Source organism: Micromonospora sp. NPDC005367, assembly GCF_040606825.1.
Lineage (GTDB): Bacteria > Actinomycetota > Actinomycetes > Mycobacteriales > Micromonosporaceae > Micromonospora.
The window spans coordinates 157,482-177,030 of the sequence record NZ_JBEXFP010000003.1 but is presented as its reverse complement, the minus strand read 5'-3'; the positions used below and the strand labels follow the sequence as shown (position 1 = coordinate 177,030).

Sequence of the window (19,549 nt, the reverse complement as noted above, 5' to 3'; positions counted from 1 at the left end):
CATCCCTTTTTGGTTTTTTGGGTTTGTGTTTTTATCTGTTGTGATTTTCCTTGGGGGGGCCACCGCGGGTGGCCCTGCTCGTACCCGGGTACGAGCAGGACCTCCGGCCGATCCGGTTGATGGCGTCAGTGCGCGAGTGCTGCGGCCGGGACCTCGTGGTCCCCGCCCTCGTCGCCGGCCTGGGCCGCCGAACCGCCCTCCCGCCTGGCATTGACGAACACGACGACGATCGCGGCCGCGGCCAGCATCACGCCGACGGTCCACCACATCGCGGTGACGTAGCCGTGCACCGCCCCCTCGTTCGCCAGTTGCGCCGCCGGTTGGCCGTTGAGGTGCGTGGCCAGCCAGGCGGTGGTCGAACTGGCGGCGACGGTGTTCAGCAGCGCAGTACCGATGGAACCACCGATCTGCTGCGAGGTGTTGACCATCGCGGACGCGATACCCGCGTCGCGCGGCTGCACCCCGTGTGCGGCCAGGTGCATGGCGGTGATGAACCCCACCCCCAGACCCAGGCCGAGCAGCGCCATGCCGGGCAGGATCAGCAGCGGGTACGAGCTGTCGACCTTGAGCTGGGTCAGCAGCAGCATGCCGAGCGCCCCGGCCAGGAAACCCGGTGCCATCAGCAGGCGCGGCGCGACCCGGTGCAGCAAGCGGGGTCCGATCTGTGCGGAACCGATGACCAGCCCGATCACCATCGGCAGGAACGCCACACCGGTGAGAACCGGCGACCAGCCCTTGACCACCTGCAGGTAGTAGGTGATGAACAGGAGCAGACCGAACATGCCGATCACCGCGATACCCAGCCCGAGGAAGGCGCCGCCCCGGTTGCGCTCGGTGAGTACGCGCAGGGGGAGCAGTGGCGCCTTTACGACGGACTCCACGACCGCGAACGCGGCCAGCAGCACCACCGCGGCGGCGAACGAGCCCAGCGTCCAGCCGGCCGTCCAGCCGTCGGACTCGGCCCGGGTGAACCCGTAGACCAGGCTGACCAGGCCCAGGCTGGCCAGCAGCGCGCCCGGGATGTCGAGCCGGTTGGTGTTGCGCGAGTGCGCCGCGTCCCGGATCACCAGTACGGCGCCCACTCCGGCCACCAGCGTGATCGGCACGTTGACGTACAGGCACCACCGCCAGTCCAGGTACTGGGTGAGCACCCCGCCGAGGATGAGGCCGAGCGCGCCGCCACCACCGGCGACGGCGCTGAAGACGCCGAACGCCTTGGCACGCTCACGTACCTCGGTGAAGGTGACGGTCACCAGGGAGAGCGCGGCCGGGGCGAGCAGGGCGGCGAAGAGGCCCTGCAGGGCCCGGGCGCCGAGCAGCATGCCGGTGTTGACCGCGAAGCCACCGATCGCCGAAGCGACAGCGAAACCGACCAGACCGATCAGGAAGGAGCGCTTGCGGCCGGCGATGTCGGCGATCCTGCCGCCGAGCAGCAGCAGGCCCCCGAAGGCCAACGTGTAGGCGGTGATCACCCACTGCCGGGTGCCGTCGGTGAAGCCGAGGTCATGCTGCGCGGCGGGCAGCGCGATGTTCACGATGGTGGAGTCGAGCACCACCATGAGTTGGGCGAGCGAGATGAACAGCAGCGCTGTCCAGCGTTTTGGATTGGCTGCGACTTCTGCAGACACGGATAATCCCCCGTAGTACGTTAAATATCGATAAATCGAAACCCGGCGGGCATGGATTGGCCCGCGTGCGTACGTGGCTGGCGGCCGGGGTGAGAAGCCGGCGGGGTGTACCGGACGCCGGTGGCGGAGTTGTCCGGCCCCGATCCGACTGACCGGGGCCGGCGCACATCCTGAGGGCAGGTGTCGCCGCGCGTGGTGTTACGCCACGTTCGGCGCGGCGAGGCCGCCCTGCTGCGGCACCCGGGTCGGGGCGAACATCTCCTGGATCCAGTTCGGGTACGCCGTGGGCAACGCGCTGACCGCGTCGAGCTCGGCCAGATCCTGCTCGGTCAGGGTCAGCTCGGTGGCGGCCATGTTGTCCACGAGCTGCTCCGCCTTGCGGGCACCGACGATCACGCTGGTGACGGCGCGCTGGGCGAGCAGCCAGGCGAGCGAGACGCGGGCCGGGCTCACCCCGTGCCGGGCGGCAACGGCCCGGACGACGTCGAGCACGTCGTGGCCGCGCTCCCGGTCGATCGGGGGGAACTCGTAGCCCGCGGCGTGCCGCGAGCCGGCGTCGGTGACGCCGTCCCGGGTGACCTTGCCGGAGAGGAAGCCGCCGGCCAGCGGGCTCCACACGGTCAGGCCGACGCCCTGCGCCTCGGCCATCGGCACCAGTTCCCGCTCGATGTCCCGCCCGAGCAGCGAGTAGTAGACCTGGGCCGAGACGAACCCGGCCTGGTTGTGCTGCGCGGAGATGCCCAGGGCTTGGCTGATCTGCCAGGCGGCGAGGTTGGCGCAGCCGATGTAGCGGACCTTGCCCTGGCGGACCGCGTCGTCGAGCGCCCGCAGCGTCTCCTCGATCGGGGTCAGGTGGTCGAACTGGTGGATCTGGTAAAGATCGATGTGGTCCGTACGCAGCCGGCGCAGGCTGTTCTCCAGCGCCCGCATCACGTGCAGCCGGGACAGTCCGTTGTGGTTGGGCCCTGCCCCGGTCGGCGAGTACAGCTTGGTCGCCAGTACGACATCCTGCCGGCGTTGCTTGAGGGACTGGCCGAGCAGTTCCTCGGACTCCCCGTCGCTGTAGAAGTCGGCCGTGTCGATGAAGTTGATTCCCGCGTCTAGCGCTGTGCCGACCAGGCGATCGGCATCCTCCTGCCCCAGGGCGCCCAGACTGCCCCAGACCGGATGCGTCGCGCCTCCGAACGTCATCGTGCCCAGTGAAATCTCGGAGACCCAAACTCCGGTACGCCCAAGTAGGCGGTATTTCATCGTCTGCTCCTCGTTGATCGTCCAGCCCGGCGAGCTGGTGGGCAACCGCTCACCGAGCGGGGCCAGCATCGTCGGACATAGTGTCGAGACAGGGTGTCCGATGGAAGGCTACACCGCCCCATCGCCGGGCGACCACGGCTGAGTCGGTGCGCTGTCGGACAAGCACTGCGGCAGTCACTGTCCGCCCGCGACCCGGTGCCCGGACAGCGCCCGGAGGCGACATTCATCCCGTTTGTCGTCGACCGAAGCCGGGGATTCCGTGCCCCGATCAGCAAGAAAAGCCGTGTTTGCTCCGTACCCGTGACCCGGTGAACCGTCCGGCCGCAGTGACGCAGCAGACTCACGAGCGCGGCCCAGAGTGCAGGCCGACGTCGGCGCGCCGGAACCTCGCCCGAGCACCCGCCGGCCACACCCGCGCACCTCGTCAGTGCTCCGCTTTCGTCAGGTCTCGACGGTCTCCTGCCACGCGCTCGCGACCAGAGCAGGGAGCACGTGTGCCGCGGTACCGCGAACGTTGATGGCGGCGACCCGATCGAGCGGGGTCGGCTCCGGATTGACCTGGATCACGGTGGCACCGACGCGTGCGGCGATCCCGGGGATCTCGGCGGCGGGGTACACGACACCGGAGGTGCCGACCGTCAGCAGTACGTCGCACTCGGCCGCGGCTTCGACAGCCGCGGTCAACGCCGCCTCGGGTAGCGCCTCACCGAACCACACCACGCCCGGGCGAACGAGCGCCGCGCAGCTGGCGCACCGCGGCGGCGGAACCGGGCGGCCTTCGTCCGGCGTCGCGTTCCCGCTCACCGGTGCGAAGGCGGCCGGGTGAGCGGCCGCGACGCACCGGGGCGCGAAGAGGCTGCCGTGCAGGTGGATCACCTTGTGGCTGCCGGCACGTTCGTGCAGATCGTCGACGTTCTGCGTGACGACGGTGCACTCGGGGGCCCGGTTCTGGATGATGCTGATCGCCCGATGGCCAGCATTCGGCTCGGCCCGGGACACCCGCGCCCGCCGCCACTCGTACCAACCCCAGACGAGGTCCGGGTCGGCGTGGAACGCCTCGGCGGTGGCGAGCCGCTGAGGATCGAACCGCGCCCACAAGCCGGTGAGATCGTCGCGGAAGGTGGGCACGCCGCTCTCGGCGGAGATCCCGGCGCCGGTGAAGACGACCACGCGGCGGGCGTCGCGGAGGAGCTGACCGGCCTCACGCGGCAGAGCGCTGTCCATGCGTAGACATCCTGCCATCGGTGTCGGTCGGTCGGGCTCAGCGGCGAAGGGGCGCCTCCCGCTCCAGGTGTGACAGCTTCTCGGGGTTGCGTACGGCGTAGAGCCCGGTGATGAGGCCGTCGGCCACGTGTAGCGCGACGACGGTGTCGATCTCGCCATCGAGGCGGAGGATCAGCGCAGGGTGGCCATTGACCTGTGCCGGCCGCAGCTCCGCGAGCCCGGCGATCCTGCCCACCCCGGCAGTCAACACGCGAGCCACCTTGTCGGCCCCCCTGATCGGCCGCAGAACGGCCTGCTTGACTCCGCCACCGTCGCCCAGGAGAACGACGTCCGGCGCGAGAATGTCGACCAGGTTCTGCAGATCGCCCGTCTCGACCGCCCGCTGGAACGCTTCGAGCGCGTCGCGGGTCTCGGCCGCGGAGACGACTCCACGCGGCCGGCGTTCCGCGACGTGTGCCCGCGCCCGGTGGGCAATCTGGCGGACCGCCGCCTGGCTCTTGTCGACGGCTTCCGCGATCTCGTCGTACTCCAGGTCGAACACCTCACGCAGCACGAACACCGCGCGTTCGGTCGGCGCGAGCGTCTCCAGCACCAGCAGCATCGCCATCGACACGCTCTCGGCCAACTCGACGTCCTCCGCCACGTCGGGCGCGGTCAGCAGCGGCTCGGGCAACCAGGAGCCGACGTAGGACTCCCTTCGGCGACGGAGCGTACGCAGCCGCCCGAGTGCCTGGCGGGTGGTGATCCGGACCAGGTACGCGCGCTGGTCCCGTACGGTGTCGAGGTCCACCTCCACCCACCGCAGCCAGCTCTCCTGAAGGACGTCCTCCGCGTCGGCGGCCGAGCCGAGCATCTCGTACGCGACGGTGAACAGCAGGTTGCGGTGGGCGAGGAACGCCTCGGTGGCGGTGTCCGGGTGGTCGCCGGTGCCGCGATCGTCGGATGCGGTCTGCGACGTGCTGGCCATGGATGGCTCCTGTCCGCTCTCGACGGGGTTGCACATCAGATGCCGGAACCCGCCGCTCTGTGACACCCGGACGGTAGCCAACTGTCTGACTATGGCGCGCGTCACCTGCTGTCACAGGGATCGGTTCGCCGGCGTCTCGTGTTCGTCCAGCCCAACACCACGAGTGAGGACGACGCGATGAGTACCCGATTCAACATGTTCGACAACGAGATCGGCGTCAAGTTCGCCAAGCGGTTCGCCAACGCGGGCATCGCCATCCATCAATCGCCGCTGCCGGCGTCCACTCAGGAACTGGTCTCGCTGCGGGCCAGCCAGATCAACGGCTGCGGTTGGTGCATCGACATGCACACCAAGGAGGCCGCCGCTGCCGGCGAGACCTCGGTCCGGCTCAACCTGGTCGCCGCGTGGCGCGAGTCGACCGTGTTCACCGAGGCCGAGCAGGCCGCGCTGGCGCTCGCCGAGGAGGGCACCCGGCTCGCCGACGCCCACCACGGCGTGTCGGACGAGACCTGGGCCCAGGTGCGCAAGCACTACGACGACGACCAGGTCGCCGCGTTGGTCTGCCTGGTCGCCCTGATCAACGCGGCCAACCGGCTCGCCGTGATCGTGCACCAGCAGGGCGGCTCCTACGAGCCGGGCGCATTCGCCACCTGGTCGAACTGAACGGCGTGCGACTCCCCGCCCGGTCCGAGATCATTCGATCCGGACCGGGCGGGAGGCCCGCGTGATCGCGGATGGTCTCGTCACGGACAACCCTGGCACGTTCGGAGCGTAGTGTCATCCGCGTCGATGCCCCGGGGTCGGCGACTGTCAGGTTTCGCAGGCGAGGGGAGGCCGGCAGGTGGGGGACGACAACCCGGAACCGACACCGCTGCGCTACGACCAGAAGGGTCTGCGCGGGCGGCTCGCCCGGGTCCTCGTCGCGGAACCGACCAACGAGATCGACTGGCCGGCCGATCTGCCGGCCGGGATCGAGACGGTTGTCATCCTCGACGACGAGCCCAACCCGCATCACACCCTGCGGGTGCACCCACCCGGCGATCCCACCCGCGTAGCGTTGGTGGTCTTCGATCAGTTGGCACTCTGCGAGGAGGGGTGAGGACGATGGATCCGCGGCGCATCGAGCTCAACCGGCGGCACAGCCGGGAGATGGGGCTGCTCTTCTCGGCGTTCCTCGACGCTCACCCGGATGTCGAGTCCGAAGTCGACGGAGTGCAGATGACGGCGGCCCAAGAGGCGGCATGGAGCGCCTACAGCGCCGAGCTTCTCGGCCGGCATCAGGCCGAGCGATCCGCGCTCGCCGACGTGATCGAAGCCGAGCAGCGGCGCGGCGGCCACTGACCGGTACCCGGCGTCGGGGCGACAGTCGAATCCTCGTCCTCCCGGCGCAGCTCGCGCGATCGACATCCGTTACTTGCCGCGAAGCCTCACATCCGTATGCTCTCGGGGGTGACCGCGCCATCCCCCGGCACCGCCAACCCGGTTCCCCCGAACGGCCCACGCTCCAGCATGATCGTCGTGATCGGTGGTGAAGGACCGTCCCCTGGCCGCCCGGCCTGGTTGCTGATCGGGCCCGCGCTCACCGCATTGTTGGGTGTCTACCTGCTCGCCATCACCTTCGGGCCGGGCGGGACCGCGATGCGGATGGACATGGATCTGCCGGCCTCGGTGATCCCCTGGAACTTCATCGCCTACCTGCTGCCGGCGCTCCTCGTGGTTCCGGTCGGTTACCTGCTCGGCCGGCGATGGCCGACCGCGATGACGCTGCCCGCGGCCGTCCTGCTGATCCTCGGATCGCTGCTGACCACGCTGGTCCCGGGGAGCGGCTCGCTGCTGTTCGCCCGCGTGCTGACCGGGATCGGAGCCGGTCTCGCGTGGGGCGTCACGGCCGCACTGGTCGCGCAGCTGAGGGCACAACGCGTCTGGCTGGTGCCTCTCATCGGCGGCATGGCGGTGCTGGTACTGGGTCTCGGGGCTGCGTCCGGGGCGCTGTTGACGCGGGTGCTCTCCTGGCGGATGTCGTTCGTGCTGGCGGTGCCGTTCGAGGTGGTGGCGGTGCTGGCCACCGCCGTGGCCGGGATCGTCGCGCTGACGCGGCGCCCGTCCGGGCCGGCGCAGCCCCCGGCCGCACCGATGACCTGACGGAACGGGTGGCGTGCGGCGACAGCCGCCGTGCGCGGCGAGCGCCTCCACCGACGGGAAGCCGCCCGGCGCCGACGGTCGCCCCTGAGGTGGTTCTCCAGTGCCCGGGCGCAGACGTCAAGAGGTTTCGGCGAGGCTGGGCGGCCAGATGCCGTAGTGGGCCTGGTACTGCTCGCGGGTGGTCGCGTGAACGGCGACGGGCTGCTCGTGTTCCGGTACGACGGTGCTGAACTCGTACGCAAGGCCCAGCTTCGCCATGACCCGCGTCGATCTCGCGTTGTCCACGTGCCGAATGCTGATGATCCGGTCGAGGTCGCAGACGTTGAAGCCGAACCTCAGGGCCGCCGCGGCAGCTTCGGAGGCGTATCCGTGCCCCCAGAACCTCCGGTCGAGCCGCCAGCCGATCTCCACGGCCGGCATCACCTCCGGAAGGAACTCGGGCACCGCCAGCCCGACCCAACCCGCCAGTGCGCCGGTCTCCCGCACCTCGACGGCGAACAGACCGAAACCACGGGTCTCCCAATCCGTGATCATAGTTCGGAGACCCTCGGCGCTCTGCTCACGGTCGCGTACCGAGCCGTCCAGGATGTAGCGCATCACTTCCGGATCGGCATTCATGCTCGCGAGAGCGTCGAGGTCCTTGCCGCGCCAGCCTCGCAGTGACAAGCGGTCGGTACCAAGAACGATCACCGGTTCATAGTCGGCGCCCGCATTTCCTGCTTCAACTCAGGTGCCCCTCACGTCAGCTGAGCCAGAAGGTCGACCTCGCGCGGGACGCCTCGCCCACCGTCAAGCGCCCCCTGTCGTGGTTGACGTAGCTGCCCGGACTGCCCGACAGCTCCAGCGAGACGGCGTTGCTGTTCGCCAGGCCGGGCACTCTGCGGAAGCTGGCCCGCGCGCCGAACGCGTCGCCGTCCTGTACCGGCTCGATGCGCAGGCTCGTTCCGTCGACCCGCCAGTAGCGGTCCGGGAAGTTCACCGACTGGATCGAGACGGTGCCGTCACCGGCGAACCCGGGTGCGAACCGGAACTGGGAGTCGGCGAGTTCCCGTACTTGCGGATCGACCCGCAGCTCGTACGCGTAGTGACGTACGAACGACGACGTGGCGTTAGCGGGCGACAGCCGTACGATCGGGCCGCCTCTGCCCACCGGCACCCCGAACAGGGGTGTGCCGTCCGCGTGCCAGTAGAGGCGCTGCGCACGGGCGTGCCGGTTCGGGTCGTAGAGCGGATCACCGACGATGTCCCGGTAGTCCCGCGCGTGGTAGACGAGCACGTCGGTCTCACCGTCCTCGGCGACGGTGAAGCTGTTGTGCCCCGGGCCGTACTGCCGCGTCTGCTCGGTGGTGGTGAACACGGGGTCGGGGTTCTTGCTCCAGGTGGCCGGGTCGAGCAGGTTGGCGCGGGCGTCCGCGGTGAGCAGCCCCATGCAGTAGCGGGCGTCGGTGGCGCTGGCCGAGAAGCTGACGAAGATCCGGCCATTGCGTTTGATCACGGCCGGGCCCTCGTTGACCCGGAAGCCCTGCACCTCCCACGACTTGGTGGGCGTGGCGAACCGCGCCGGGTTCCCGGTGATGGTAAACGGCGAGGTCATCCGGGCGATGTAGAGGTTGCTGTTGCTGCTTATCTCCGGCTCGCTCTGCGCCCAGATCAGGTAGCGCTCTCCACGGTGCTCGAAGGTGGTGGCGTCGAGCGCGAAGCTGTCCCACGGTGTGACGATCTGCTGCGGCGACGACCAGCCGCTGACGTCGCGGGGGTCGGCGGCGGTGGACTCCATGACGTACATGCGGATCCGGAAGACGTTGTCGGAGTCGCCGGCGGCGAAGTAGAGGTACCAGCGGCCGTCGATCCGGTGCAGCTCGGGGGCCCAGATGTGGCCGCCCATCTTCCCGCTGGCGGGACGGCGCCACACCACCGTCTCGGCGGCGTCGCCCAGCCCCTCGATGGTCGGTGCGGCCCGCACGATGAGCCGGTCGTACTCCGGCACGGACGCGGTGAAGTAGTAGCGGCCGTCGGTGCGAGGTGTCACGAACGGGTCGGCCCGCTGCCACACGAGGGGATTGGTGGTCGGAGCGCCGTAGACCTCGGCGTCGGTGGGCGGCGCCGCCCAGGCGTTTCTGCCTCCGGTGGGGAGGACCAGCCCGGTCGCGGCCACGCCGAGGCCACCGCGCAGCAGGGTACGTCGGTTGAGGTGAGTGTTCATCGCTGCTGCTCCTACCTCGTCTGGACGCGGATGAAGGTCACCGAGTACGGCTCGAAGGTTCGCGTGAAGGTGGGCGCGACGCCCTTGATGGTGCTGGTCACCGGCTTGATGAGCTGGGCCGTACGGGTGTTGAGCTCCTCCGGGTCGCCGCTGATGACGGTCATCTGCGCCTTGCCGGCGACGCGCACACCGGAACCCAGGTTGATCGTGGTGCGGGCCGGGGCGGCCTGCGCGTTGACGACCTTGACGATGAGTTGGCGGGCGGCGACGTCGCGGGTGACGACCTGGGCGAACGGCTCGGTCACCGCGTTGTCGTCGAAGCTGCCCCACACCTGCCCGTCGAGCAGCAGGGTGACCTTCGTGCCGCGGATCTGGACGGTGATGTCGTAGGTACGGCCGGTCTCGATGGTGTTGGGCTTGGCGATCAGCGTGGTCTTGCCGCCGTTCACTGCCTTCTCCACCGCGCCCTGGGTGTTGTTCCAGCCACCCAGGTTCCACCAGTAGTAGTTGCCGGTGTCCTTCACCCCGAAGCCGACGAGGAACCCCTCGGCGCCGGAGAGCTTGGTCGCCTTGACGTCGAGGTCGTAGTCGCGCCAGTTCTCGTCGCCCGCCTCGACCATGGTGTCCTCGGCGGTGGTGTCGGACTGGACGTAGCCGCCGTCGACGACCGACCAGGCGCCGCGGCCCGCGATCGGGGTCCACCGGTCGGCGCCGGCGGAGAAGTCGTCGTGGAACAGTTCGGTGCCGTCGGCCGCGGTGACCGCCACGTCGTCGTACCGGGCTGCGGTTCGCCAGGTGGAGAGCCCGACCGCCCCGGTGACCGGCTCCGGTGTCCGCACCGAGCCGGTGGAGGTGCTCGGCACCACCCGGTGACCGACGTTGGTCATGAACAGCTTCTGGACCTCGTAGCTGGCCGAGCCCCACGACTGGTCGTTGTCGAACCAGATCATGTCCGGCCGCCACTGGACGTAGTCGATGTTGGCGAGCAGGGGAGCGTAGGAGGCCATCGTCACCACGTCGGCGTTGCGCTCCAGGCCCGTCATGTACGCGCCCTCGGCGAGCGCGTTGTAGAGCTTGTTGTCCTGCGACGCGTACTCGCCCAGCCACACCTTGGCGCCGGAGCGGTCGTAGCCGTCGTAGCGCCTGTTGTTCTGCAGGAACCAGTCGGGGCTGTTGTAGTAGTGCTCGTCGACCATCTCCACCCCGTTGGCCCGGTTGAGCTCCCACGCCCGGTCGAAGGTGGCGCCCATGTCGTCGGGTCCGGAGTTGCTGATGACCGTGATGTCCGGATACCGCGCCTTGATCGCGTCGCGGAACTTCACGAAGCGGGCCATGAACGCGTCCGGCAGGTTCTCCTCGTTGCCGACCTCGAGGCGGTCGAGATCGAACGGCGCGCGGTGACCCATCGCCGCGCGCTTGGCGCCCCACGTCGAGGTGGCCGGGCCGGTGGCGAACTCGATGAGGTCCAGGGTGTCCTGGATGTGCCGCTGCAGCAGCGCCTCGTCGTCGACGGCCCGGTTCTGGCCGCAACCGGTGACGAGCGCCGGCACCACCGGCACCGGCTTCGCGCCGATGTCCTCGGCGAACTGGAAGTACTCGTAGTAGCCGAGGCCGTAGGACTGGTTGTAGCCCCAGAAGTTCGCGTTCGTGGCGCGTTCCTCGACCGGCCCGATGGTGTCCTTCCACTGGTAGGCGCGGGCGCGTTGGTATCCGCTGGCGGCGTCGTAGCCGTACATGCTCCCGGTGTTCACGATGCACCCGCCGGGGAACCGCACGAAGCCGGGGCGCAGCGCGGCGATCTTCTCGGCGAGGTCCTTGCGTAGGCCGTTCGAGCGGCCCTTGAAGGTGTCGCGGGGGAAGAGCGACACCATGTCGAGGCGGAGGGTGCCGGTGCCCGGGGCCTGCACCGCGAGGCGAGCCGCGTCGGTGGTGCCGGTGGCCACGAACGTGCCGGTGTACCGGTGCCAGGTGTCGCCGCGCACGCTCACCCGCACCGCCGCGGCGTACGTCGTCGTCCCGGCCTGGTTGTGCAGGCTCACCGTCAACGGGGTGCCGCCGGCGGCGTCGGTGCGGGCCCAGACCGAGAAGTCGTACCTCTTGCCCTTCTCGAGCGCGATGCCGGTGTTGTAGCCGACGTTCTGCACGCCGTAGGTGCCGGCGCCGGTGTTGGTGAGCGTCAGCTTCAGGTAGGTGCGGTTGCGCTCGTTGAGCCGGGCGTCGTCGTCGACGGTGGCGACGGTGCCGCTGCCACCGCTGGACGAGACGGCGCTCCAGGACGTCAGGCCGGTGTAGGAGCTGTTGTCGACCGGGAGGTACTCGAACGAACGGTTCTGGACGAGCTCGGCGTAGAGCCCGCCGTCGGCGGCCCGGTTGATGTCCTCGAAGAAGACCCCGTACATGTCCGGGTCGATGCTCGGGCCGGTGCCCGCGGTGTCGATGTTGATCGTGTAGTCGAGGGCGGTCCCGTCGGCGCCGAGGGCGGGCGCGTTGGCGCTCAGCGCGGCTACCACGATTCCGGTTACCAGGCCCGCGACGAGCCGGTGCGTACGCATGGGTGATCGGCCTCCCTGTCAGCGGTGGGGTGCGACGGCGGGTGGGCGGGGGCGGGCGTCAGAGGACGCCGACGCCCGCCCGCGGGGTCAGGGCGCCAGCGGAGGGACGCTCTCGAGTGTCGGGACGACCTTCGCGATCGTGCCGTCGGCGTTGAAGCGCAGGCGGTCGATGGTCACCTCCCGGTGGGTGCCGTCGCCCCCGGGGATGGCGAAGCGGTGGTAGGCGATGTACCAGTCGTCGGTGCCGGGCACCTGGATCATGCTGTGGTGGCCGGTGCCGAGGATGCCGAGGCCGGGGTCCTTGCCGAGGATCTCGCCGCGGTTGACCAGGCCGTCGGCCATCGGGCTGGTCGCCGTGGCGTAACCGACGCGGTAGTTCTCGCTGCGGGTGTCGTCGATCGACCAGCTGAGGTGATAGGTGTCCCCGCGCTTGGCCATGAACAGCCCCTCCCGGAAACCGGTCAGACCGGTGATCCGCTTGACCTGCGTGGCGTCGTAAGACGTCATGTCGGGGTTGAGCGGGACCACGTAGGCGTTGCCGTTGCCCCAGTAGAGGTAGCTGCGGCCGTCGTCGTCGGTGAAGACCGCGGGGTCGATGGCCTGACCACCGTCGGGGTTCGCGGCGACGAGCGGTTCGCCGATCGCGTCGACGAACGGACCGGTGGGGGAGTCGGCGACCGCCACACCGATCTTGGCGTCCGCGCAGAAGTACAGGTAGTACTTGCCGTTCTTCTCGATGGCCGCCGGTGCCCAGGCCCGTCCGTCGGCCCAGGACACGTCGGGGCCGAGGTCGAGGATGATCGGGTGCTCGGTCCAGTGGACGAGGTCCTTGCTGGACCACGTCTTGAAGGTGGTGCCGGACCAGCCGGGAAAGCCGTCGGTGGTGGCGTAGATGTAGTAGGTGTCGCCGAAGCGCACGATGTTGGGGTCGGCGTTGTAGCCGGGCAGGACCGGGCTGTTCATGGTGACCGCTCTGACGGTCCAGGTACGGCGGCTGCCGTGCTGGCCGGTGACCGTGTAGGTGACGGGCCTGGTGAAGTCCCGCTTCGCGCCGTTGCGCGGGGTGAGGCGGGCGCGCTCGCCGATGCTGAACTCGGGCGCCAACGCGGTCACGTCGGTGCCCGGCTCGACGGGCAGGGTGATCGTGTTCGTGTCGCCGTCGATGATGGCCGGCACCTTGAGGGCGGCCAGCTCGACCGAGCCGATGGCGGTCTCGTTCCCGGGAAGGGCGAGCACCTGTTCGGCCGACAGGGCCCGGTTCCACAGCGTGAAGCCGCGCATCCGGCCCTTGAAGTAGCGGTCGGACTCGAAGAGGGAGCGGCCCAGGTAGTTGGCAGTGGTGATGCCGCCGCCGAGGTCACCCGGTTTCGTGGTGACTCCGCTGTTGCGGGCCACCTCGACCCCGTTGTCGTAGAGGCGGGCCACCCCATCGCCCAGGGTGTAGGTGATCGTGTGCCAACCGCCGCGACCGAGGTCGCGGCCGGCGGCGGTGTTCTGCTCGGTCGAGTAGGTCCCGCTCGCGATGGCCGTGCGGTATGCGTTGCCCGTGGTGAACAGGTAGCCGTTGCCCGCGCCGTTCGTGGTGTTGCCCAGCCCCCAGATGAAGTACGGCGTGGCCTGCCCGGGGTCGACCCAGACCTGGGCGGAGACGCTGACGTCGGACAGACCGGTTAGCAGGTTGTCGGGCAGGTCGACGTACCCGTCGTCGCCGCCGAAGGTGAATGCTTCGCTGCCCCGGGTGACCCCGCCACGGATGACGGCGTCGCGGCCGTTGCCGGAGATGTCGGCCACGGTCGTGCCGTTGCCTCCCGCGAGGCGGTAGTCCGCGATGACGCCCTGCTTCGTGGCCGGTGCCGGTGAGGGGCCTTGACGGAGGCGTTCGAGCTCGGCCCGGGTGACCGGCAGGACGGTGCCGTGCCGCGGGTGCGCCGGCAGGTCGTAGCCGGTCGACATGCTGAACGGGCCGCCGTCGAGGTCGGTGGTCTCGAACGGCACGTAGCCGCGCCCGCCGAACTCGTCGATGAACAGGTACCACTTGTCCTCGGTGTTGCTCTTGAAGATCGTCGGGCCCTCACCACGGGAGATCCCCTCGCTGTCCTCCGTCGCCTTGCCGATGCAGTCCCGGACGAAGTCCCAGCTCGTGTCCTGCAGCTCGGTCGACCGCTCCTCGAGGATGAACTTGCTGCACGGCGTGCTGGAGCTGTTGTTCCGCTCGTCCTTGGTGAAGCGGTAGTAGGTGCCGTCGTGCTCGACCACTGTCGAGTCGATGACCGAGTACCCCGGGTCGATCCACACCCTGGGCTCGCTGAAGGTACGGAAGTCGCGGGTGGTCGCGTACATCATGCGGTTGTAGGTGTCGCCGGTGTGGGCGGTGTCCTCCGGTGCGTAGAGCTTGGAGGCCCAGAACACGACGTAGGCGCCGATGGTGTCGTCGTAGTAGGCCTCGGGCGCCCAGGTGTTCCCCGCGGTGTCGGGGGAGACGCGTACGTGCCGCTGCTGGGACCAGTTCACCAGGTCGGTCGACTCCCACACCTCGATGTACCTGCTGCCGGTGCGCTGGGCGGCGTCCCAGTCTCCGTTGCCGTAGATCTTCAGGTCGGTGGCGATGAGGTAGAACCTGTCGCCCTCGGGGCTGCGGATGATGAACGGGTCGCGTACACCCTCGTCGCCCTGGCTGGAGGTGAGGACGGGACGACCGCCGTTGAGCTCGTCGTACTTGAGCGGGTCGTTGCCGCGGCTGGCCGCGAAGTAGATCTGCTCGCCGTCGGCGGTCCCCTCGCCGGTGAAGTAGGTGAAGGCGTACCCCTCGAGCTGCTCCTTCTTCGGCAGCGGGAGGACGGTCAGGGTGAAGTGGCGTACGGCGCTCGCCCGGCCCTTCGTCGCGCGTACGGTGAGGCGGGCCCTGGCCGCCTTCGATCCGTGCTCCGGGCGGGTGACCTCGCCGGTCTTCGTGACCACGCGGGGGTCCTTCGCGGTCCAGGAGAGGGTGACGTCGCGGGCCACGCTGGTGGGCAGGGTGATGTTGCCCCGGACGGCGTCCCGGTCGTGGATGACGATGGCCGCGAGGGCCTCGTCGACCTTCTCCCGGTCGCTGATGTCCGCCACGACTGTGATGGCGAAGTCACGGGTGACGCGGTGACCGGCGTAGGTGACCGTGGCGGTCAGCGTGACGGCGGCATTTTCGGAGCCGGGCGCGGGCCTGGTCACCACGCCGGCGTTCGACACCACCGCCGGATTGCTGGACGCCCAGGTGATCGCGGATCCGCCGACTCCCTGGGTGGGCAGGCTGAGGTTCTCGGTGACCGCGGTGGTGCCGCCCAGGTCGAGGGCCGCCGCGTCGTCGGCGGCGCGCCCAGTGGCGGTCTGCTCGCCGAGGGTGTGGGCCTCCTCGGCGGTCACCGCCCGGTCGTAGATGCGGAAGTCGCGGACCTGACCCTTGAGGTACCGGTCGGCCGCGTAGACCGAGCGACCGAGGTAATTGGCCGTGGTGCTGCCGCCACCGATCGCCCCGGGCGTCAGGGTGACGCCGGACGTACGGGCCACCTCGACGCCGTCCTCGTAGAGCACCGCCGTGCCACCACCGAGGGTGTAGGTGATGGTGCGCCAACTGCCGCGGGCCAGATTGCGGCCCGTGGTGACGGTCTGCTCGGTCGACCAGTTGCCGCTCGCGATCGAGGCGCGGAAGGCGTTGCCGGTGGTGAAGAGGTAGCCGTTGCCGACGCCGTCGGCGTCGGTGTTACCCAACCCCCAGACGAAGTACGGCGTGGCCTGGTCGGTCGCCACGTTGACCTGCACCGAGACGGTGACGCCGGTGAGGCCACGCAGCACGTCGTCGGGCAGGCGGACATGGCCGTCGACGCCGCCGAGGCGCAGGCCGTCCCGGCCCTGCCAGGTCGCGTCGCCGCTGAGCGCGCCGTCGCGGCCGTGGCCGGAGCTGTCCGTCACGGTCGTACCGCTGCTCTGCGTGAGGTCGTAGCGCAGCACGAGACCCTCGTAGAGGGAGGCCGCCGCGCTGGACGGTGCCGGGGTCACGACGCCGACCAGGCCGGTGAGCAGCGCGGTCAGGCCGGTGAGTAGTCGGCGGTTACGGTGGCGCGCTGGGCGGAGCGGGGATGGCGACGGGGACATGCCGGGCTTCCTCCTGTGACTCCACCGAGGTCGGGCGTCAAGACGGTGGTGCAGCCGGTCGGTGGCCGAGGCGCCGCGCTCCGATGGAGGTCGCTCGGCCGCTGAAGCGAGCGTTAACATGGGCGGGAACGAGCGCCAACGTACGCAAATGTATCGATCATGTCAATACTGCTGCCAGCGCTGACAACCTCGACAGGCAAAGATCGCAGCAACGATTGACAAGCTCGCATGTGTACGTTCACAAGTGGCCGTCGGAAGACGGGCGGCACCGGCGGGTGTACGCATCGACTGCGCGCGGAGGTCGAGGTCAGTGGGTGGGGCCTGCGAGTTGACGGCCCGGCGGTGTCGTCGTGGAGTCGGGCGACCGCTGTGAACGCCGGGGCCGTCAGCGGAAGAGCTGACCGATTGCGCGTTCTGCGGCGGCCGCGGGATCGCCGGCCGGCCCTCCGACGGGGCTGGGGACGGGTCCGTCCATGACGGCCTTGAGGACCTTCGCCGTGTAGGTGTCGTCCAGGCGTGCGGCGTGCCGTGCCTCGGCACCGGTGCGGCTCAGGAAGACCGAGTCGTGACTTTCGGCGTTAGCTGGCACCCAGTCGTGGCCCGCACGCTGGGCAGCGCCGTGGCGTTCGGCGGTGATAGGCACCCATTCTCGGTTCTAGTCGGCACCGGTGCGGCTTTCAGCGGAGCCGTCACCGGCTTGCTCCGACCGGCGTCGGAAGCCCCTCACCCTCGGTGGCCCGATGTTGATCGGGTCTTCGGGAGCGCGCGCTAACTGCGGCAGATCAGGACGCCCGGGCAGCAGGATCGCTCGTCGCCACGACGGCGTCAATCTCGAACTCGACCAACCACGCCGGGTCGATGAAGCGGGATACCTCGACGAAGGTGCATGCCGGTCGTATCTGACCGAACCGTTCGCCATGGGCGCGCGCCGCGTCGCGCCAATGGGTGATGTCAACGAGCATGACTCTGGTTCTGATGACGTCAGTGAGCGTCGCACCGGCCTCGCGCAGCGCATGCTCGGCGATGTTCAGGCAGCGAATCGACTGGGCGTACACATCTCCGGGACCGGCCGTGCCGCCGTCGTCCGCGATCGGCGCGGTCCCGGCCACGGATACGTACTGCCCGATCCGCACGGCTCGAGAAAAGCCGATTTCCGGTTCCAGCGGTGAGCCTGAAGTGACCAAGCGACGCAAGGAGGACATGGAACGCAGCATCGCAGAGCAGCGATCGTTCCGATGCCCCGCCCGGGTCGTGCGCGCGCTCAACTCGGCAGACCCGTGCATAGGAAACCTCGCGGGACCGTGACGGTGAGTGGCCCAGAGGTTATGGGTGCGACTTCCGCTCGCGCCGCGTCGCCGACCGGTGCCAACTAACCCTGAAGTGTGCCAACTAAAACCGAAAGTCACACGAGTCATTGGCAAGGTCCGCGCGGAGGACATTCAGTGCCACGTAGGCGCCGTCCCGATCGCGCGCCAGGTACACCGTACCCATGGCACCCTCACCGAGCCGGCTGACAAGTCTGTAGCTGCCCACCATCTCGGGGTCGGTTCCGCTGAGCGGAGATCCGGGCAGAGCGGTGCTGACCTCTGGTGGCGTCTCGGCAGTGCGGTTGCCGGTACGTGCGGGGCCGGGGGAGGTGGGCGGGAGCGCAACCATCCACCGCGGGGAATTGCGGCGGGAAACGACTGCGTCCGTTTGGCGCTGATTGGCGTTGCCCAGGGAGATGTACGCCTCGGCCGCACCCCCGGGCGTCCGACGCGCGGGACGCCCGGAGCTGCGGCCGGGACGCCGGTCGCAAGTGGTCGCTGCGGCCACGGGGCGCGGGACCAGCAGGACTGCGCGGGGTCGGAGGGATGAGTCATCCACCGGGCCGATAGGTCATGCGAGCCGTGACACCTGGTAGTGGCTGATGAGCCAGCGCTCGCCGACCCGACGCACGATCACGCTGAGGTTGACGGTCACCATCGGCCGGTCGGTGAAGGCGAAGGCGACGCTCAGGTAGCCGAGGACGAGGTCGTCGGCGAGGCGGCGGGTCTCCCGGATGTCGTACGCGGCGGTCATCCCGATCGGCTGCGAGTCGTAGTACGCGGCTACGGCGGCCGGGCCGACGCCGTACGGGTGCAGGCCCTGGAAGATCGCGTCGTCTGTGAAGTACGACGCGACGCGCTCGGGTTCGTGAGCGTCGACGGCGGACCGCCACTGTTCCATGACGCTTCGAACGATCTCGGCATCGGTGTTGGTCATGATGGTTTCCTCCGCGGGTTCAACGAATTGGCGCGGCACGAGTGTGCGGGCGCCGCGCGGTGAGCCGGGGGACCGCCGGCCCGTCGGGAGCAAAGTCGTGGCCAATGTGCTCAACCCTCGGCGTCGCTGCTGCGTCGGTTGGCAGCGCGATGCCCGCAGTCGGCACGAGCCTTCCTCCGGCGGGCGCGGCGGGCAGCTCGAGAACCACTGCCCGCCGCGGCTTCGAGCGGTCTCAGTGCCCGGCGCTCTGTCCGCCGTCCACGTGCAGGATCTCGCCGGTGACGAACCCGGCGGTCTCGAGGTAGGTGACGGCGTCGACGATGTCGCTGATCTCGCCCATTCGGCCGACCGGCTGGAGGCCGGCCAGGAAGTCGTGGATCTCGGCGGAGTGCATCGGGGTGCGAATGACACCCGGCGAAACCGCGTTGACCCTGATGCCGCGAGTGGCGTACTCGATTGCCAGCGATCTGGTGACCGCGTTGAGGCCGCCCTTGGTCAGCGACGCCAGTGCCGACGGCAGGGTGGAGTTGGCGTGGTCGACCACGCTGGCGGTGATGTTGACGATGTGCCCGCCGCCCTGCGCCAGCATCGCCGCGACGGCCCGCTTCGAGACCTCGAAGAACCCACGCAGGTTGATCCCGGTCACCTGGGCGTAGTCCTCGTCGGTGTATTCGGTGAACCGCTTGGCCACGAAGACGCCGGCGTTGTTGATCAGCGTGTCGACGCGCCCGAACGTGCTGAGGGCCTGATCGATGACGCGGGCGCCGACGGCCGGGTCGGCGATGTCACCGGCAACCGCGAGCACCGAGGGGTCATCGGACGGGGCGATCGAACGCGAGGTCGCGACGACGGCATAGCCGAGCTTGCGGTAGGCGGTCACGAGCGCCGCGCCGATGCCCTGGGACGCCCCAGTGACCACGGCGACCTTCTGCGTACTCATCGGTTTCTCTCTTCATGAATGTTGAGGACATGCGTCGAACGCACCGCGGTGGGCGGTGCCGGCCGGGGCACGTGTGTGGTCGGGTGGTGACGGGTTTCCATACCGGCCCCGCAGGCCGGTGACTTCCCGCAACTCCAGTTTTTCATGGACTGAATGGTCCGGAAATCGTACCTGGAGACGGGCTGACGGCTGTCGGTTGCGCCGGTCGGCGAACTGGACAATTCGCCGAAAAGGTAACATTGGCCTGGCTTCAAGAGCGGACTTGATAGA

Annotated in this window: 16 protein-coding genes; 4 read left to right on the top strand and 12 right to left on the bottom strand. The window is 69.2% G+C overall.

The window, feature by feature from the left end:
• Positions 1-125: 125 nt before the first annotated feature.
• The 4 genes from ABZS42_RS03510 to ABZS42_RS03495 form a co-directional block, all read right to left on the bottom strand.
• The gene (locus tag ABZS42_RS03510) at positions 126-1,628 is read right to left on the bottom strand and encodes an MFS transporter (RefSeq protein ID WP_355142160.1); all 1,503 of its coding nucleotides are present in this window, start codon (positions 1,626-1,628) and stop codon (positions 126-128) included.
• A gap of 198 nt (positions 1,629-1,826) precedes the next feature.
• Positions 1,827-2,948: an aldo/keto reductase gene (locus ABZS42_RS03505; protein WP_355142158.1), complete on the bottom strand. Its 1,122-nt coding sequence runs from the start codon at positions 2,946-2,948 to the stop codon at positions 1,827-1,829.
• 372 nt (positions 2,949-3,320) lie between these two features.
• Positions 3,321-4,103: an NAD-dependent deacylase gene (locus ABZS42_RS03500; protein ID WP_355142156.1), complete on the bottom strand. Its 783-nt coding sequence runs from the start codon at positions 4,101-4,103 to the stop codon at positions 3,321-3,323.
• Positions 4,104-4,140: 37 nt separating this feature from the next.
• Complete coding sequence (locus tag ABZS42_RS03495; RefSeq protein ID WP_355142154.1) at positions 4,141-5,070, bottom strand: RNA polymerase sigma-70 factor; 930 nt, start codon at positions 5,068-5,070, stop codon at positions 4,141-4,143.
• A gap of 177 nt (positions 5,071-5,247) precedes the next feature.
• On the opposite strand from ABZS42_RS03495, the gene ABZS42_RS03490 reads away from it, so the two are divergent.
• The 4 genes from ABZS42_RS03490 (at position 5,248) to ABZS42_RS03475 (ending at position 7,212) form a co-directional block, all read left to right on the top strand.
• On the top strand, positions 5,248-5,733 hold the full coding sequence (locus ABZS42_RS03490) for a carboxymuconolactone decarboxylase family protein (protein WP_355142152.1): 486 nt from the start codon (positions 5,248-5,250) through the stop codon (positions 5,731-5,733).
• 178 nt (positions 5,734-5,911) lie between these two features.
• The gene (locus tag ABZS42_RS03485) at positions 5,912-6,169 is read left to right on the top strand and encodes a hypothetical protein (protein WP_355142151.1); all 258 of its coding nucleotides are present in this window, start codon (positions 5,912-5,914) and stop codon (positions 6,167-6,169) included.
• A gap of 5 nt (positions 6,170-6,174) precedes the next feature.
• Positions 6,175-6,411, top strand: coding sequence for a hypothetical protein (locus ABZS42_RS03480; RefSeq protein WP_355142149.1), 237 nt, complete (start codon positions 6,175-6,177; stop codon positions 6,409-6,411).
• Positions 6,412-6,519: 108 nt separating this feature from the next.
• Positions 6,520-7,212: a hypothetical protein gene (locus tag ABZS42_RS03475; RefSeq protein WP_355142147.1), complete on the top strand. Its 693-nt coding sequence runs from the start codon at positions 6,520-6,522 to the stop codon at positions 7,210-7,212.
• Positions 7,213-7,329: 117 nt separating this feature from the next.
• Here ABZS42_RS03475 and ABZS42_RS03470 read toward each other — a convergent pair whose 3' ends face one another.
• From ABZS42_RS03470 to ABZS42_RS03435, 8 genes are all read right to left on the bottom strand, one after another.
• Positions 7,330-7,902, bottom strand: a complete 573-nt coding sequence (locus ABZS42_RS03470; protein WP_355142145.1) for a GNAT family N-acetyltransferase — start codon at positions 7,900-7,902, stop codon at positions 7,330-7,332.
• 52 nt (positions 7,903-7,954) lie between these two features.
• On the bottom strand, positions 7,955-9,415 hold the full coding sequence (locus ABZS42_RS03465; RefSeq protein WP_355142143.1) for a family 43 glycosylhydrolase: 1,461 nt from the start codon (positions 9,413-9,415) through the stop codon (positions 7,955-7,957).
• Between the two features lie 11 nt (positions 9,416-9,426).
• Positions 9,427-11,967 carry an alpha-L-arabinofuranosidase C-terminal domain-containing protein gene (locus ABZS42_RS03460; protein ID WP_355142141.1) on the bottom strand — a complete coding sequence of 847 codons (2,541 nt, stop codon included), beginning with the start codon at positions 11,965-11,967 and terminating at the stop codon, positions 9,427-9,429.
• 87 nt (positions 11,968-12,054) lie between these two features.
• Positions 12,055-16,095 carry a family 43 glycosylhydrolase gene (locus tag ABZS42_RS03455; RefSeq protein ID WP_355142139.1) on the bottom strand — a complete coding sequence of 1,347 codons (4,041 nt, stop codon included), beginning with the start codon at positions 16,093-16,095 and terminating at the stop codon, positions 12,055-12,057.
• A gap of 385 nt (positions 16,096-16,480) precedes the next feature.
• Positions 16,481-16,738 carry a hypothetical protein gene (locus ABZS42_RS03450; protein WP_355142137.1) on the bottom strand — a complete coding sequence of 86 codons (258 nt, stop codon included), beginning with the start codon at positions 16,736-16,738 and terminating at the stop codon, positions 16,481-16,483.
• 139 nt (positions 16,739-16,877) lie between these two features.
• Positions 16,878-17,297 carry a RidA family protein gene (locus ABZS42_RS03445; protein ID WP_355142135.1) on the bottom strand — a complete coding sequence of 140 codons (420 nt, stop codon included), beginning with the start codon at positions 17,295-17,297 and terminating at the stop codon, positions 16,878-16,880.
• A 676-nt stretch (positions 17,298-17,973) separates the two neighbouring features.
• Positions 17,974-18,339 (bottom strand): SgcJ/EcaC family oxidoreductase, encoded by a 366-nt coding sequence (locus ABZS42_RS03440; RefSeq protein ID WP_355142133.1) that lies wholly within the window; start codon positions 18,337-18,339, stop codon positions 17,974-17,976.
• Positions 18,340-18,571: 232 nt separating this feature from the next.
• The gene (locus ABZS42_RS03435; protein WP_355142131.1) at positions 18,572-19,279 is read right to left on the bottom strand and encodes an SDR family oxidoreductase; all 708 of its coding nucleotides are present in this window, start codon (positions 19,277-19,279) and stop codon (positions 18,572-18,574) included.
• Between the last annotated feature and the right edge of the window lie 270 nt (positions 19,280-19,549).

Coding starts and splice junctions, on each gene's coding strand:
- ABZS42_RS03455 (WP_355142139.1), bottom strand. CDS start 16,095: ATGTCCCCGTCGCCATCCCCGCTCCGCCCAGCGCGCCACCGTAACCGC.
- ABZS42_RS03440 (WP_355142133.1), bottom strand. CDS start 18,339: ATGACCAACACCGATGCCGAGATCGTTCGAAGCGTCATGGAACAGTGG.
- ABZS42_RS03460 (WP_355142141.1), bottom strand. CDS start 11,967: ATGCGTACGCACCGGCTCGTCGCGGGCCTGGTAACCGGAATCGTGGTA.
- ABZS42_RS03490 (WP_355142152.1), top strand. CDS start 5,248: ATGAGTACCCGATTCAACATGTTCGACAACGAGATCGGCGTCAAGTTC.
- ABZS42_RS03480 (WP_355142149.1), top strand. CDS start 6,175: ATGGATCCGCGGCGCATCGAGCTCAACCGGCGGCACAGCCGGGAGATG.
- ABZS42_RS03465 (WP_355142143.1), bottom strand. CDS start 9,415: ATGAACACTCACCTCAACCGACGTACCCTGCTGCGCGGTGGCCTCGGC.
- ABZS42_RS03495 (WP_355142154.1), bottom strand. CDS start 5,070: ATGGCCAGCACGTCGCAGACCGCATCCGACGATCGCGGCACCGGCGAC.
- ABZS42_RS03500 (WP_355142156.1), bottom strand. CDS start 4,103: ATGGACAGCGCTCTGCCGCGTGAGGCCGGTCAGCTCCTCCGCGACGCC.
- ABZS42_RS03505 (WP_355142158.1), bottom strand. CDS start 2,948: ATGCTGGCCCCGCTCGGTGAGCGGTTGCCCACCAGCTCGCCGGGCTGG.
- ABZS42_RS03445 (WP_355142135.1), bottom strand. CDS start 17,297: ATGTCCTCCTTGCGTCGCTTGGTCACTTCAGGCTCACCGCTGGAACCG.
- ABZS42_RS03435 (WP_355142131.1), bottom strand. CDS start 19,279: ATGAGTACGCAGAAGGTCGCCGTGGTCACTGGGGCGTCCCAGGGCATC.